13 protein-coding genes are annotated in these 15,765 nt (G+C 54.7%); 3 read left to right on the top strand and 10 right to left on the bottom strand.

The window, feature by feature from the left end; all coding sequences use genetic code 11:
• The first annotated feature begins 44 nt into the window (after positions 1-44).
• Positions 45-2,249 (top strand): toxin-antitoxin system YwqK family antitoxin, encoded by a 2,205-nt coding sequence (locus ACSHSR_RS21510; RefSeq protein WP_208191101.1) that lies wholly within the window; start codon positions 45-47, stop codon positions 2,247-2,249.
• Between the two features lie 27 nt (positions 2,250-2,276).
• A complete protein-coding gene (locus tag ACSHSR_RS21505) occupies positions 2,277-2,675 on the top strand; it encodes an acyl-CoA thioesterase (protein WP_025888469.1) in 399 nt (132 codons plus the stop codon).
• Positions 2,676-2,712: 37 nt separating this feature from the next.
• Here ACSHSR_RS21505 and ACSHSR_RS21500 read toward each other — a convergent pair whose 3' ends face one another.
• Positions 2,713-3,540: an AraC family transcriptional regulator gene (locus tag ACSHSR_RS21500; RefSeq protein WP_243888385.1), complete on the bottom strand. Its 828-nt coding sequence runs from the start codon at positions 3,538-3,540 to the stop codon at positions 2,713-2,715.
• 86 nt (positions 3,541-3,626) lie between these two features.
• Between ACSHSR_RS21500 and ACSHSR_RS21495 the strand changes: the two genes are divergently transcribed.
• On the top strand, positions 3,627-4,325 hold the full coding sequence (locus ACSHSR_RS21495; protein ID WP_479631129.1) for a glutamine amidotransferase-related protein: 699 nt from the start codon (positions 3,627-3,629) through the stop codon (positions 4,323-4,325).
• Positions 4,326-4,434: 109 nt separating this feature from the next.
• On the opposite strand, the gene ACSHSR_RS21490 is transcribed toward ACSHSR_RS21495, so the two are convergent.
• From ACSHSR_RS21490 to ACSHSR_RS21450, 9 genes are all read right to left on the bottom strand, one after another.
• The gene (locus ACSHSR_RS21490) at positions 4,435-7,929 is read right to left on the bottom strand and encodes a hypothetical protein (protein WP_479631128.1); all 3,495 of its coding nucleotides are present in this window, start codon (positions 7,927-7,929) and stop codon (positions 4,435-4,437) included.
• Positions 7,930-8,054: 125 nt separating this feature from the next.
• Positions 8,055-8,960: a D-alanyl-D-alanine endopeptidase gene (pbpG, locus tag ACSHSR_RS21485; RefSeq protein ID WP_082050271.1), complete on the bottom strand. Its 906-nt coding sequence runs from the start codon at positions 8,958-8,960 to the stop codon at positions 8,055-8,057.
• A gap of 91 nt (positions 8,961-9,051) precedes the next feature.
• Positions 9,052-11,130 (bottom strand): flagellar biosynthesis protein FlhA, encoded by a 2,079-nt coding sequence (flhA, locus tag ACSHSR_RS21480; protein ID WP_208156839.1) that lies wholly within the window; start codon positions 11,128-11,130, stop codon positions 9,052-9,054.
• 11 nt (positions 11,131-11,141) lie between these two features.
• Entirely contained in the window at positions 11,142-12,272 is a 1,131-nt protein-coding gene (flhB, locus tag ACSHSR_RS21475; protein ID WP_479631127.1) for a flagellar biosynthesis protein FlhB, read from the bottom strand.
• Positions 12,269-13,048 carry a flagellar biosynthetic protein FliR gene (fliR, locus tag ACSHSR_RS21470; RefSeq protein WP_096142187.1) on the bottom strand — a complete coding sequence of 260 codons (780 nt, stop codon included), beginning with the start codon at positions 13,046-13,048 and terminating at the stop codon, positions 12,269-12,271. Before fliR ends, flhB begins: the two co-directional genes overlap by 4 nt.
• Position 13,049: 1 nt before the next feature.
• Positions 13,050-13,319 (bottom strand): flagellar biosynthetic protein FliQ, encoded by a 270-nt coding sequence (locus ACSHSR_RS21465; protein ID WP_025009122.1) that lies wholly within the window; start codon positions 13,317-13,319, stop codon positions 13,050-13,052.
• A 4-nt stretch (positions 13,320-13,323) separates the two neighbouring features.
• Complete coding sequence (gene fliP / locus ACSHSR_RS21460; protein WP_479631537.1) at positions 13,324-14,046, bottom strand: flagellar type III secretion system pore protein FliP; 723 nt, start codon at positions 14,044-14,046, stop codon at positions 13,324-13,326.
• Positions 14,047-14,056: 10 nt separating this feature from the next.
• Entirely contained in the window at positions 14,057-14,410 is a 354-nt protein-coding gene (gene fliN, locus ACSHSR_RS21455; RefSeq protein WP_028780412.1) for a flagellar motor switch protein FliN, read from the bottom strand.
• Positions 14,376-15,092 (bottom strand): flagellar motor switch protein FliM, encoded by a 717-nt coding sequence (locus ACSHSR_RS21450; protein WP_052658227.1) that lies wholly within the window; start codon positions 15,090-15,092, stop codon positions 14,376-14,378. Before ACSHSR_RS21450 ends, fliN begins: the two co-directional genes overlap by 35 nt.
• Positions 15,093-15,765 lie beyond the last annotated feature (673 nt).

Below are 15,765 nucleotides of genomic sequence, written 5' to 3'. Positions count from 1 at the left end.
AAACTTGGCCGGGTTGCCAAGGTCATTTCTCAAGGAAGCAGTATATGGAACGACTATTCCAACCAGGCTTGCTCACAGGCTTATTTCTCCTTATTTTTTCCCCGCTTTCTTCAGCCTCTGAATTGGCTCACGGCCCTTTGACACTGCCCGGCGGTGACGGCGAGCAGTTGTCTTTCTACCGTGATGCCGAGCAGGTATTGGCCCAGGTTCAGGATGATAAGGGCAGTAAAACGCTGGATAGCTTCCCGTCAGCAACTCAGGTCGTCGCCGTCTTTTATCAGGATCTCGATGGTGATGAGCAGCGCGAAGTCCTGGTGATGCTAAAGACCGGCTCAGAACTTTCCATCAGGGGATATGGTCGGGACTACAGCAATTGGCAGTGGCTGCAGCGCCTGCAGCCCAGGCTGGATCGGCTGGCTCCTTCCCTCAAACACTTCACCGTGGCCGAAGTGCGTAAACAGTTGAAGCGCTGGCCGCCGCAACAATACTTGATGACTTACGACATTGACGCCACTGATGACGCCAATATCAGGGCCTTGCTACAAGGTACCCTGGAGAGTGACGGGCAACTCTTGGGTTACCGGGATGAAGAGGGGCGGGCGGTGAAGCGCGCCGAGCAGGCGTACTCCTATCGGCTCAAGTATCCCGTCAGTATCAAAGAGGGACAGACAGCATTCTTCCTGACAGCCAGCTTCGAGCGGCTCAGCTTTGGTATTGGTGAAGCTGAAGGCTTTATGGTGACCGAAGTGGCTTACCAGCGAGATGATATCGAGGGGGAGGCCGGTCGCAGTGGCCCGCTGCTGGGGTTTACTCCTTCCGGTGGCACCTGGGGCGGCGTGACACTGAGCGCCTATTACCAGGGCGGTAAGTTGCATGGTAGTTGGGCCAGCTATAGCCCACGTAATGGCCGTATCAATGCCGCCGGTGACTATAAAAATGGCTTGCAGCAGGGCGAGTGGATAGAGGCTGACTTCGATGGTCGTTTTTGGCGGGGGCAGTACGTCGACGGCAAGCAACAGGGCCTGTGGAAGCTGGAATCTGACTATGACGAAACCTTGTCGCTGGGGTTTGCGAACTACAAAGATGGCTTATTGCATGGTGAATACGAGGAGCTTCTGGCCGATTTTGGCAGTGACGCCGAACCCACACCCACAAAAATCTGGCTCAAGGGTGCGTACCTTGACAACAAACGCCATGGCCCCTGGATTGAAGATGGCAATCGGGTGACTTATGACCATGGCTTGAAAGATGGACTCTGGGTTGAGATGGATGGCGAATCTGAGCTGCGGACCCATTACCATCAAGGCAAGAAACAGGGACTGCGGCAGCGACTGGATAGCAGCGGTAAACTGCTGCTGGAAGAAAATTATCTTGCCGATCAGCTTGATGGCCAGAGCCGTTACTTCTATGCCAGTGGCCAGCTGAAAAAGCTGTCGCAGTTCAAGCAGGGTAAGCAAGACGGCCAACAGCTGTATTTCCATGAAAATGGTCAACTGAGCAGTTTGTATGATTATCAGGCGTACCAAGATAAAGAAGGTCGTTGGTATGAGATCCTTCAGGGACAGGTTCTTAGATACAGTGAGCAGGGGCAACTGCTGGAGGTGCAGCAGTATCGTGATGCTCGCGCCGAAGGCCGCTGGTATCGCTTCGATAAACAGGGGCAACTGGAGCGCCTGCAAAACTTCAGTCAAGGGCTGGGTCAGGGAATGCAGGCCAGCTTCAGCCCCCATGGGATCTCCTCTTTTCGGACCGTAGAAAAAGGGATATCCATAGGCGATGGCTATCGTTTTCACCGCAACGGCCAGTTGCAGGAGATCAACTTCTATTGCGATTATGACGGCGCGGCAACCAGCAATAACTTGTGCGGTTGGCAACACAGCTTCTATGAAGATGGTCAGGATGCTTGCTTCAGACGCCTCAGCTACGGTTATGAACAGGAATATATCTGCTATGACCGTGAGGGACGGCTGCTCAAGAGCCAGGAGCTAACGGTGGCCAACAAGATGGTTGAACGCCGTTACATCAATGGCAAGCTCCATAAGGAGGAGCCGAGGATCTCTGTATACAACCGGATGATCAATGGCGAACAGGTTTACAACTTCAATGGTGCCCGTTTCGATGGCGTGGTCATAGGCATCTATCACGATGGCCGCTATGAAACCCTGTATCGGGACGGCAAGAAAATTTGCGGCAAACAGTTTGACCCTCAAGGTAAGCTGAAGCCCGGCAAAGACAAGTGCGAGTTTTAATCAACAATAATAACAATAGGATACCCTATGGAAGCGTTAAGCCTGGATATTCAACCCAGATTCAATGAAACCGATGGCCTGGGCCATATCAATAACACTGTGTTGCCCGTGTGGTTTGAAGCCGCCAGAGAGCCTGTGTTCGAAATCTTCAACCCAGGTCTGGATCTGGCTAACTGGAACCTGATAGTGGCCGGATTCACCATCGCCTTTAAGGCTCCCACCTATTACGGTAAGACAGTCAGAGTATTGACCTCGGTCAGCCGCATAGGCAACAGCTCGTTCGAAGTATTGCAGCAGAGTTGGCAGGGAGAGCTGCTAACCGCCGAAGCCAAGACCACCCTGGTGCACTACGACTACAGCTGTGAGCAGAGTCGACCTATTCCAGATGAGATCCGTCAGCGTCTGCAGCCTTTGCTGCGGGAGTGAGTCGGCGTTTTCCAAGTACAGATTAAGCCAGCGTCTTCTACGTTGGCCTATTCTGGCTACGGTATTGGTGAGGTGTCTGGTCAAAGAGACCTTTGAAGGCACAGATAAAGGCAGAATCGGACTGATAGCCCGCCTGAAATGCCACCTGTTGCACTGTTTCACCTTGTTCCAACTGCGTCAGCGAACTCAGCAAACGTAGGTGCTGGCGCCAGAGTGGATAGCTGCAACCCAGTTCCCGGGCAAACAGCCGGGAAAGAGTGCGCTCGGATGCGCCCACCCGCTCGGCCCATTGGGCCAGAGTCATTTCCAATGCCGGTCTGGCAACTTGTTCATCAAAAATCCGCAGCAGACGTTTGTCTTTTGGCAGCAGTAACCCCAAACGATAGGGCGCCGCCTGGATCACCTCATCCTTGAGAACCGCCAATAACCTCAACCTTGCGTCTGAGGCTTGCGGGCTGGGTGCTTGTGTCAGATGCAGCAGCAATTCCCTTAGAAAGGGAGATACCGCCAAGGGTTTGGCCTGAGTGGGAAAGCCCTGGCTATATGCGGGATCCAGGTAGAGACCGATGAACTGGGTATCCACCAGGACTCTGGACTCATGTTCCTGGGTTGCCGGAATAAACAGGGCGCCGTTATGGGGCAGTATAAAGCGGGTATCCCTGACCTGAGTCTGTAACAGGCCGCTTGCCGGAAACACCAACTGATGCCAGTTGTGGCTGTGCCAGCTATCGACATGCCCTCTGGGCATCCACAGCACTTTGCTGAGCACCCGGGCGTCGGGATAAGCCGCTATCAGCCCGTTGGCATCGAACCGTGCTTCTGAAGCTAGGGTATCTGTTGGGGAAATAGCTTGGCGGTTTGACAATGTTATCTGTCTTTATGTCGATATCTATCGGTCTGCTGTCAAGGCTAACATGACGGCCAACTGAACAACAAACGCGGGAGCGACAGGTGAAGGTACATTTTATTCAACATGAGTCTTTCGAAGGGCCGGGGGTTTTGGCGAACTGGTGTCGCGCGCGCGGCTATGAAGCCAGCTATACCCGCCTCTGGCTTGGTGAATCCTTGCCGCAGAGCCTCCAAGGCGTAGGTTTATTGGTTGTGCTCGGAGGCCCACAGTCACCGGCAACCGGCATTGCCGAGTGCCACTATTTTGATGCCCGGGCGGAACAGGCCTTGATAGCCAGAGCTATTGCCGGGCAGGTGGCTGTGTTGGGTATCTGTTTGGGAGCGCAGCTGATTGGCGAGGTGCTCGGTGCTCCTTTCGAACCCAGCCCAGAGGTTGAGATAGGCTTCTTTCCCGTGACCTTGACCGCGGCCGGCAGGGCGCATCCAGGCCTGGAAAGCTTCGGCGACAGTGTCACACTGGGGCATTGGCACCATGATATGCCTGGGCTGACGGCCGATAGCAAGGTGTTGGCATTCAGTGAGGTATGTCCGAGGCAGATAGTGGAATATGGTGCCAGAGTGTACGGCTTTCAGTGCCATCTGGAATTTGACGCCGAGGCAATAGAGGCGCTTATCAGTCACAGTGCCGCCGAGTTTGGTCAGCCCCGTCCTTGGGTGCAGTCACCTGATGTACTGCGCCAGGCCGAGACTCAGGAGATGAATGTCTTGTTGTGGCAATTTCTGGACTGGCTGGTGCACTGAAGCGGGCAGCATAGACAGCCTAAAAGGCGTGCCCATGCTGCCTGGCGTCTATGTGGTCCATAGCCTATGTAGCCCGCCAAACCCCTTGCCTTACCCAAATCGGCGGCGCTTAGGCAAGCTCTGCCATGGCGTCTCTTACCCGGCGGGAGCCATCTTTGGCCAGCGCCGAGAGTAACTCGGCCGCGTCGGGATAGTCGCCTTCCAGGCAATCGATCAGCTCGATTTTCTCATTGACAGTCAACTGAGTAACAAGGGGCGTCAGCGTGCCGTTTCTCAGTTGAGCGACTAGCCAGTCACAGGGAGCTTCATATTCCCCCTTGCCGAGGCAAAAACGCAGCAGTTTCATCGGCTCAAGCCGCAGCGGCTCCAAGGTTTGCAGCAGCCAGCTCAGCGCGGCTTCCTGCAGCTCATCGCTGTCCTGGTATCTCCTGTCTATGTATCGCGTTGCAGGCCAGTCGCCGCGGCGCACCTTGTCGGCCATAAAGGCCCGCAATAGCTGCTTATCGAACAGTTCAAACCCCAATTGGTAGCCAAGCAGGAGCTGCAACAGTCGCTGCCGGGTTGGGGTGGGAAGCAGCCACAGGCACTGCTTGAGGTCATAACGCTCGAAGGATGAGTAGATACTCAGCTCATCAAGGACGAACAAGCGTTGCAGGCAGGTTTGCATGGCTACCAGCGGCAGTTCACCACTCAGGTATGTTTGCAGTCGACCATTGACCAAGGTGACCCTGACATCGACCGAGTACAGGGCCTTGAATGCCGCCAAGATCTCCTCGGCGCTGACACTCTCATCAAATAGCAGCACCTCGCCCGCAACACCTTGGGGCAAGCCCTCCGGCGGTATCGCTTGGGTCAGCAATAATGCCTGCAACTCTTCACCCTGACGCCGAAGCAGGCTGACATTGAGCCAGTCATATCTGTCATCTTGGGCCTGCTCGCAAACCACAAGTTGCGGCGCGGCAACCACAGGCTGCTTTATGCCCCGCTCCAGCAACTGACAGCGGCCATCAAAGTCTTGAGCCAGTACCCGCTGCCAACTCTTGAGGTTGTCGCGAATAAAATACTCTAGGCAGAGTGACCACTCCCGCTGCAGCTCAGGGTGTTGGATAAAGCCTTGCCCGGGAAATTGCAGCTCCAGCAGTTCGAAGGCATTGAGCTTCTCTCTATCCGGCAGTCGTCTCAGTGCCTGCAGCAGTGGATCTGCCTGGCTCGATGAGGCCTGGGTCAATGGGCTCAGCTGCGCTAGCGCGCGCAGGGTGTTGGCGCCATCGCCGCTGCTCAGCGACAGTTGGAAGTCAAACACTGTCAGCAGGGCTTCACTGACGCCGAGTGATTGCATGCTGCTGACAAAGCCCTGGCGCTCGGTATCAGAGTCAAACTCAGGGTCGAAATTATCGTCACTGTAAGGCATGGCGGCATAATGCAAGAGCTTGAGTGGCGCCAGTTCCAGCAGCCATTGCCACAGGCGCCGGGCTAGTATGAGTGCCGGCGCTTGCGGCTCATTTGATTGAGCCGAGGAGTGAGTGAAAGCCTGCTGCGAGGCCAGCAGGAAATAGCACAACATGGCACCGCGGCGAAAACCGTCTTGTTTGTCGAACAATAGGTATTTGGGCTGGAAGTCACTGATGGGCTCCAGGGTCAATTGGCGGCCAACACTATCACGCCCTCTTCGATAGAGCTGGCCTTGTGCCAGTTGCAGCGCCTCAAGCTCACAAAGAGGGGACTCGGGCCGACAGATAAACGCCTTGAGAGGCTTGGCATCGTCTGCGGCCTGATTGAGCACTTGCCCGGCAAGCAGTTCCCAAGGACTATTAGCGTTTAATCTCTCGCTCAGTGCCCGGCTGATGGCGTCATGGCACCCGGCCAGACAGTCCTGTTGCCAAAGGAAGGCCAGCAAAACATAGTGGCCGAGCTCCATCTGGCTCAGTGGCCAGTTATCCGGGTTGGCAAGCTGCCGGTGTTGCCGGAACAAGGCCAGGGTCTTGTTCAACAAGGGGCGGTTGTAGACCTGGCGCTTGTCGTTCCATTGCTGCAACAGTTTAACCAGTTGCGCCTCAAGCAGCGCCTGCTCACTCGTGTCGCTGAGGTTGCCGTAGCGCTGCAGATATTGGACATCATCGAGCAGCCCTTCATCGTCGACCAGGTTTTCGCGGATCTCTTCCAGTTCGGGTTTGCCAAGCCAAGCGAACCAGATATCCAGCAGGCGTAAATACTGCTGTTGCCTTTGCTGCAGACTCTTTGATGGCAAAATATCGGCAAAGGCTTCGACATCTTCTGCATCACCATGGAGCAGTTCATAACGGCTATCGCTGAGAATACTGCTCAGCTCTTCGGCAATATGCCGATTGGATTCTGCCGTAACGCAGTAGTCGACTATGTAGTGATAGAGCCCCAGGGCTTTGGCCTTACAAGCGGGAATTAATGCTATTGGTTGCTGAGCCGCCAGCGCCTGGGATTGGCTGCCATCATGCAGATATTGCCACAATGCCGCGCCTTGGGGTTGCGCCAGTGCCAATGGCTTTAACAGACGCAGCAGCTTGCCCGGCCGCTCATCGTCCTCATCCTGATAGCTGTCGTCTTGTTCATCTGCGTCGGTTTCGGCGCTCCCGGTTATGCCGCATCTGTAACAGGCCAGGGCGCCACTGGCCTGGCTCTCTATGGCGGCGCGCAGGTCGCTTATCTCTTCTTCGAGACTGGCGTGGATAAACTGGCTTTCAAGCAGTGTATCCAGCCCCTCGCTCTGTTCAACTTCAAACCAGGCAAACTCAATCGGGTACATGCTGACAAAGAAATGCAGCACGGCATCGACTCTGCCGAGTGGACGGTCTTCGGCGGCGAGCAGTTTGGGGCTATTGAGTAAACGCTCGCTCAACAGCTGTTTTAACAGAGGATATTGCTGTGGATTTTGCTTGAGGAAGTCGGCCAGTGGCTGATGACTCTGAATGCCGGTTTCGCCGCTGTAGAAGAAGCCCTGGCGCAAGTGGTCGCTGTCGCACCAGACAAAGGCCCGCAGCATATCTGGGCTCCAGCCATTGAGTTCGAGCAGCCGTGCCATATATTGCTCATAGCCATTGCTGTAGACATTGTCCCAGGCGGGGATAAGAAAGCGTGCCAATAGCCAGGCTAGTTCGGGCATGCGACGGGCCTGCAGAAACAGGGCCTCGACCCCGAAAATGCGACTGTCGTCCAGCCACATGCGCTGCAGATCGTTATGCCTGCGGGCGAAGGCTATCATGGCGTCGGCGGTGGCCAGCAGTTCGGGGGCCAGGCGAGGGTGTTGCATGGCAATGGCGAACAGCAAGGGTTCAGAGAGGTAGAGGTCACATTCGTCACTGATGAGTGGCGGCAGCATGAACCCTTCGCCATCCGGCCCCAGGCTCAGGGCTTCCTGCAGCAGAGCGCGCAGTTCTGAATCTTGCAGGTCATCGATTTGCAGGCGGCGGTTGCCGCTGTCGGTCACGGCAACAAATTCGATATCGAACATGCCCTGGCGCAGAATAGTACCTTGCTGTAGTTGTTGCCGGTATTGCGCCAGTGCCAGGCTGATGGAGAGAGGATCCCGGGGATCCAGCGGGATAAGGGTGTGCTTTTTAAATGACTGCATCTTCCTGACTCAGTAACTGCGAAGGCCAAAGGCCTTTAAACGAGGCGGGATGATAACAAAAGTTGTTGTGGATGCGGCTACGCAAGCGTGAAAACCTGCGCTGAGTCACCGCTGTTTGCCGAATATTAACGGGTGGCGGCCAAGGCCTGACGTTCTGTTTGCTTTTGCTGTTTATAGTCCAGTGCTTCTTGGGGAACCGGACTGACTTTGCCGGTTTCCAGCCACTTCTTCAGGCGGCCGGCATCGGCCAAATGGGTCAGCTTGCCGAAGGCATCCAGTACCACAAAGGCGACTTCGCGCTTGGCCATTTTGGTGAGCATAACCAGACAGTGGCCGGCGTCATCGGTATAACCCGTCTTGGTGAGGTGGATCTGCCAGTTTTTCTTGTTCACTAGGCGATTGGTGTTGTAAAACGCCAGGTTATATCTTGGCTTACGAAACATGACGCTACGGTTGGGGGCCGAACTCAGTTCGCCGATCAGAGGGTATTTCCTGGCTTCACGCAGCAGTTTGACCAGGTCTCTGGCGCTGGAGACATTCTGCTCCGACAGCCCTGTGGGTTCGACAAAGCGGCTGTCAGTCATCCCCAGTTCTGCCGCCTTGGCATTCATTGCTTTGATAAAGGCCTGGTAGCCGCCGGGATAGTGATGTGCCAGGGTCGCGGCGGCGCGATTTTCCGAAGACATCAACGCCAGTGCCAGTGCTTCTTTGCGTTTCAACTCACTGCCGATACGGATACGGGACACCACGTTTTGCATGATATCGGCCTGACTGACATCCACGGCAATCCGCTCGTTGAGCGGCAACTTGGCATCCAGTGTCACCAGCGCCGTCATCAACTTGGTTATCGAGGCTATGGGCTGTACCTGCTGTGGGTTGTCCTCATAGAGGACCTCGCCGGTTTCCAGATCCACTAGCATGGCGCTGGCCGAGGCCAGCTGTTGCAGCTCGGCCCTGGCCGGTAATTTTTGCGCCGCCCAAACCGGCAGACAGCAGCACAGCAATATTATTAAGCTGGTAAGTCTTCGCATTACCTTAATCTTCCCGCAATCATTTCTCGTAGGACTTTAGTATAAGTTTAAGGTGAATTACAACGATTTACTCCATGCCGATAATGCCCGTTCATCCCAACTGACCGGCGACCATAATGTCTTTGTTTTCAGAAATCTCATTGTAAGACAACACATTAAGACCTCTTGAAAAGGCCAGAGCATAACGGCCCAGCAGCGGGCGCAACTGAGGCGGCACCAGTAGGATAGGGTGATGTCCGGCGGCCTTGGCCTCGGCCAACAGCTGGGGCATTTTTTGCTGCAGCTGCGCCAGCAACTGCGGATCCACAGGGAAACCATCCAGTGACACGCTGCCTTGCTGTTGGGCGGTGCTCAGGGCGCTCATCAGTTGTCGCTCAAGCTCTGGGGTCAGGGTCATCACCTTGAGCTGAGGCGCCTCTCCACAGATGGCCTGTACTATCGCCTGCCTTAGCGCGCAGCGAACATCTGCCGCCAACAGCACGGGATCTTTGCTGTTTTCACTGCAATCCAGCAGTGTGGTGCCTATGGTCAATATATCCCGCAAAGAAACCTGTTCCCTGAGCAGTAGCCGGTACACCTTGAGCTGCTGAATCGGCGACAGCGCCTGGCTCAGTGACTCGGCCAGCTTGGGGGCCTGGCGCGCCAGTCGTTCATTGAGTGAAATCACATCATCGTGCTGCAATAGCTCGGCCATTCGCTCCCGCAGCAACTTGGCGACATGGGTGGCGATCACTGTGGCGTTGTCCACGACGGAATAGCCCAGGTTCAGCGCATTGGCTTTCTTTTCCTGCTCTATCCAGACAGCCTCCATGTTATAGGCAGGATCCCGGGTGATGATGCCGTCCAGCTCACCAAAAACATTGCTGCTGCGAATCGCCAGCAGTCGCTCTGGATCCAGTTCTGCCGTGGCCACCAGCGTGCCCATTATGCTGATTTGGTAGTGAGTGGGGCTCAGCGCCAGGTTATCCCTGACCCTGACTTCCGGCAGCAGATAGCCCGCCTGTTCCGACAGAGTGCGGCGAATTCCGGTCAGGCGTTTCATCAGTTCGGCGCCGCGCTCTTTTTCCACCAGAGACACCAGGCGATAACCCAGCTTGACCTCTATCGCATCGACATAGGGCAGGCTGTCCCAGCTGGGTGCTTGAGGTTCGCTCAGGGCTTCGCCGGCCTGTTTGGCCTGTGGCGGTGGCATGATTACCGGCTTGGTGCGGTACTGTTTGTAGGCGACAAAGCCCAACAACAACGCGGCACTGAGGAATACCCAAGTGGGCATGCCGGGTACCAGACCCATGATCAACATCACCAGTGCCGCAGTCGCCAGGGTTTTGGGATTGGCCAGCAGTTGTTCGTTGAACTGGGCTGGCATCTCTTCGGCATCTGAAACCCGGGTGACCACAATCGCCGCAGCAGTTGCCAGCAGCAGCGATGGGATCTGCGCCACCAGGCCGTCACCTATGGTCAAGAGTGCATAGGTCTTGAACGCCTCTGTGCCGCTGAGATCATGCATAAAGATGCCGATACAGATACCGCCTATGATGTTGATTGCCAGGATCAACAAGCCGGCAATGGCATCGCCGCGAACAAACTTGGAAGCACCGTCCATAGAGCCGTAAAAGTCGGCTTCCGCGGCGACTTCTTTACGCCGTTCCCGCGCCTGATCCTGGGTCAGCAAACCGGCATTGAGATCGGCATCTATCGCCATCTGCTTGCCGGGAAGTGCATCCAGGGTAAAGCGGGCCGATACTTCGGAGATCCGCTCTCCCCCCTTGGTGATCACCACAAAGTTGATGATCATCAGGATCAGGAACACCACGGCGCCAACCACATAGTTGCCGCCGATCACCACTTCACCGAACGCCTGGATCACCTTACCGGCGGCATCGCCGCCTTCATGGCCGCGGATCAGCACCACCCGGGTCGATGCCACATTCAGCGTGAGTCGCAGCAGGGTCGCCAGCAACAAGAGGGTCGGGAAAATGGAAAAGTCCAGCGGCCGCCGAATCGACACACTCACCAGCAACACCATGATGGCCAGTACTATGTTGAAGGTGAACATCACATCCAGCAGCCAAGGCGGCAGCGGCAGAATGATCATCGCCATCAGGGTCAGTAGCAGCAATGGCACCATGGCATGGGACTTATTGGCGGTAAGTAATCGCAGCCAGTTCATTGGGTTATCCTTTAGTCATGTCGCAAGTGGGGTGGAATATGAAATTCCGGCAGCGGTGCCGGCATGGGTTTGCGTCCGGCCCGGGCCGCCTGGATCTGCAAGACGTAATTGAGTACATGGGCCACGGCCTTGAACAGCGCCGCGGGGATCTGTTGCTCCACTGCCGTCGAGTGGAAGATGGCGCGGGTCAACGGCGGGATCCTGAGGATTTCGACGCCGTGCTGCTTGGCAATCTGTTGCATATAGAGGGCGACTTCATCGCGGCCCTTACAGAGAACGAAGGGGGCCTCGGCCCTGGCCGGGTCATACTTGAGTGCCACGGCATAGCGGCTGGGGTTGACCATCAATACATCGGCCTGAGGTACGGCGACCGAAGCGCGGGAACGGGCAAACTGTTGTTGCAGTTGGCGTATTCTGGCCTTGATTTCCGGCTTACCCTCCATCTGTTTATGTTCATCCTTGACCTCCTGTTTACTCATCCTCAGCTCTTTGTAGTGCTGCCAGAGTTGGTAGGGCACATCGACCAGGGCGATCACCAGCATTCCCAGTCCCAGATAGAGGATGTAGTCACTTAGCAGTTGCAGCCCTGTGCTGGCACCCTGCAGCAGATCCTGCTGACTCAGATAGAGCAAGTGATCAAAATCATGCTTTAAAAACAGCAGCATGATCCCGATAAGCAAGCTGACTTTCAGGCAAGATTTCCCCAGTTCCACCAGGGAGCGAGTGCCACACATGCGCTTGAGGCCGCTCAAGGGGGCGATACGGCTCCACTTGAAGCCCGCATTACCTAGATTGAACACATGGCCGCCGGGCAAGCCGCCCACTATAGCGGCCAGCAGCAGTATCATCAGAAACAGCGGTCCCAGCAGCTCGAGTATCCCCAGCAGCGCAGCGGCCAGGTGACTCTGCATCATTCCCGGGGTATCCAGGTTTTCGCGGCTGACCAGCATATGCAGCTCAGTCTGTTGCATCAGCTGCTGCGCCAGCCAATCGCCGCTGTTGCTCAGCAGCAGGGAACCGGCAATCATCAGCACACAGGCGCCGAGATCCTTCGAGCGCGGGGTTTGGCCTTTCTCTCTGGCCTTGCGCAGCTTGTGACTACTGGCCTTTTCGGTTTTATCCTGGGAGGAGGATTGACTCATTGGCTCCCTCCCAAAAACTGATGCATGGCAAACAACGCATCGAGGCAAAAGTCACTGTACCTGTCCGGCAGAGTCGAGAACGACAGCAGGACACAGACAAGCCCCATGATCATGGTCATGGGAAAACCCAGGGCAAAGATATTCAAAGAGGGCGCCGAGCGGCTGAGCACCCCAAATGTCAGGTTGACCACCAACATCGCCATCACCGCTGGCAGCGCCAGCATCAAGGCGGCGGCAAACATCCAGCCAAATTGGCCGATCAGCTGCATCAAGGGCAGGTCGAACAGGCCGTTGCCTATGGGCCAGAGGCGGAAGCTGTCCACTATGACGCCGATGGCAACCAAGTGCCCGTCCAACGCCAGAAACAGCAGGGTGCCGTACATTACCAGCATCTGCCCCAGCAGAGGTTGGCTACTGCTGCTGCCGGGGTCGTTGGCCAGCGCCATGGAGAGCCCCATCTGCATCGACAAAATGGTACTCAGCAGGCTGAGGATATGTAGCATCAGGCTGAGAAACAGCCCCAGCATCATGCCCAGCAGCAGTTGCTCCAGCGCCAGCAATACTGCCCTGAATGAGAGGGCGTCGAGGACGGGAACCGCCGGTAGTATCGGAATAATCAGTGCCGCCAGCAGCAGTGCCAACAATACTCTAATCAATACGGGGACATGGATATGGCCGAGGAAAGGCATCACCAGAAAAGCCCCAAGAAGACGGCTGAAAGGCCACCAGAAAGAGCCGAGCAGTTGCTGCAGATAGTCTGTCGTCAGGCTCAGCATTTTAGCCAATCACATGGGGGATAGAGAGGAACAGCTGGTTGAACAGATCGAGCAGCTTCTGCACCAGCCACTGGCCGGCGAACAGCACCATTAGCAGAGTCAGTACCAACTTGGGCAGAAAGCTCAGGGTCTGCTCATTGACCTGAGTGGCGGCCTGAAAGATGGCGATCAGCAGACCCAGCAACAGGCCCGGGCTGATCAACACCAATACCATCAATACCGCAAGGTAGATGGCATCGGAGAAGAAGCTTGTCAGTTCACTCAGCTCCATGGCGCTATCCGAAGCTGGCCGTCAGGGTGCTGACAGTCATAGACCAGCCATCGGCCAATACGAAGATTAACAACTTGAATGGCAAGGAGATAATCAGCGGCGACAGCATCATCATCCCCATGGACATCAACACGCTGGCCACCACGAGATCTATCACCAAAAAGGGCAGATACAGCAGGAAACCAATCTGAAAGGCGGTTTTCAGCTCCGACAGCACATAGGCCGGCAGGATCACAAAGAAGGGGATCTGCTCCTGGGTCAGGGTCAAGGGTTCCTGGGCGATTTTCAGCATCTGCTCCAGGTCGGTTTCCCGGGTTTGCGCCAGCATAAAATGCCTCAGCGGTTGCTCGGCAATCTCAATCGCCTGCGGCAGCTCTATCTGCCCCTGATCATAGGGAAGGTAGGCCTTTTGATAGATCTCCTTGCCCACGGGTTGCATGATAAACATGCTGAGTACCAGGGCGATACCTATCAATACTTTGTTGGGCGGGCTCTGTTGCAAACCCAAGGCCTGACGCAAAATTACCAGTACTATGATGATACGGGTGAAACTGGTCATCATCAGCAGCATGGCGGGTAACAGACTCATCACTGTCATCATCGCCAGAATTTCCAGCTTGATGTTGACCTTTTGTGCCTGTTGACCGTCGTTCAGGGTGAAGAGTGTCATGCCATCGGCGGCAGACACAGGAAGGGCCAGCAGTGACAGCAGCAATAAAATGAGCAGGAATAGGCCGCTATTCTTTGACCAAGGTTGCGCCACTGGCAACGACCTCCAGCAGCCGCACACCGTACCGACCATTGACTTCAACCACTTCGCCGCGTCCGAGCAGGGCGCCATTGACCCGGATATCCAAAGGCTCACCCACCATGCGATCCAGGGCAATAACATCCCCCTGTCCCATATGGGTCAGTTCGCCGAGTGTCATCTCAGTACTGGCCAGTTCCAGAGTGACCTGCACAGGCAACTGCTTGAAGAAGCTCATATCCCGGGAGGGCTTTACCTGTACCGAGGTCAACGGCTCTTCGAGCAGTTCATTGTCGAGTAAAAAATCATCACTCAGCGATGTTTGTCCATCCACTTTGATCATCCTCATTTTGTTGGAAAGCATCTTGATTCAGGCGAGCGACCAACTTGCCTTGGTGGCTGTGTACCGAGCCGTAGAACAAGGTCAGCCCTCCCAGTGAAATCGGGCAGCGTTGATGCAGATTCAGTGGAATGATTTCCCCGGGCTGCAGTTCGGCCAGAGCCTGTACCGGCATGGGTTGCCAACCCAGCTCCAGCTTGAGCTTGACCGGGATCTGGGTCAGCTGTTGTTCCAGCGCCTGTTCGAGATTGTCCGCTTGTTGATATTGGGGGGCGGCCTGACCGATACGTCCCAGCAGTTCGTCTGTCATGGCAAACAACATAGGACTGGTGTAATGGCTGTCCGGAAAGCTCATCGACCAAAGGGCCGCGACCCTGTATTCAGTCTCGGCACCGGACAGTTCTATCTGCAATTCGTCCGGCTTGATGGGATCAAAGGGCATGCTTTCCAGCACCGCCTGCATCAGTTTGAGCCCCAAGCGAAATTCCGACTGAGTCGGCGCTCCCAGCGGCGAGTACAGCTTGCCGGATTGACCGCCATAGTAGCTGCTGGCCAGCTGTTCGAGGGTACAGCGATCAATTCGCAATAAACCCAATAGCTTGCGTTGATATTTAAAGGCAAACCAATGATGTTTATTACAACTTTTCAGCAGAATTTCACCGGGCGTTAATTCGGTACGAATCAATGCCGGAAGTCCCTGTCTTGTCAATGGTTTGAGTATTTGATTTAGCGCTTGTAATAATCCTTGATTACAGTTATCCAACTGTCCGAATAAACGACTACGGGCTAATTTTTCTCGAATTAGAGCAATCGGCCTACAATCATGAGTCTGATCTGATTTTATTAGCTCTGCCCGTGCAGTTATCTTCATTCCATTATTACCGTGCAGTTATTTTCATTAAACCATTACCGCGCAGTCGCCGTTCGCAACAATACAGCTACAAAATAAGTTAATTTTTTGATAAAAAATAACCAATGACATATTAGACGTAGGGGGCAGAATATTATCAAAGTCTGGGCATCATACAAGCTGAAAAGTGTGTATTTATTCAGTGTCAAAAAATGGTTCCAAGACAAAAAATTGACACATTGATGTTAATCAAAAAAAGCGCTTTGTAATTTGACAGGATACATTTGTATGAGCTATTTTCGCCGTCAATTTTCTCGATAGAAAAGTGATTGTTTAATATTCTAAGAGATTTTTAACTGTTTTAAGGTTAATCGAATTGGCTATATTAATAGCGATTAAAATAGCGCCTACCTCTGGGTTTTAGGTGCTTGGAGTATATTTAGTTCAATTCGAATTCATCGCTGAAATTAAGGGTAATAACAAAGGAATTTACATTGTAATTATTCCA

The organism is Shewanella sp. VK101, assembly GCF_056497865.1.
This window is presented reverse-complemented; position numbering and strand designations above follow the sequence as displayed.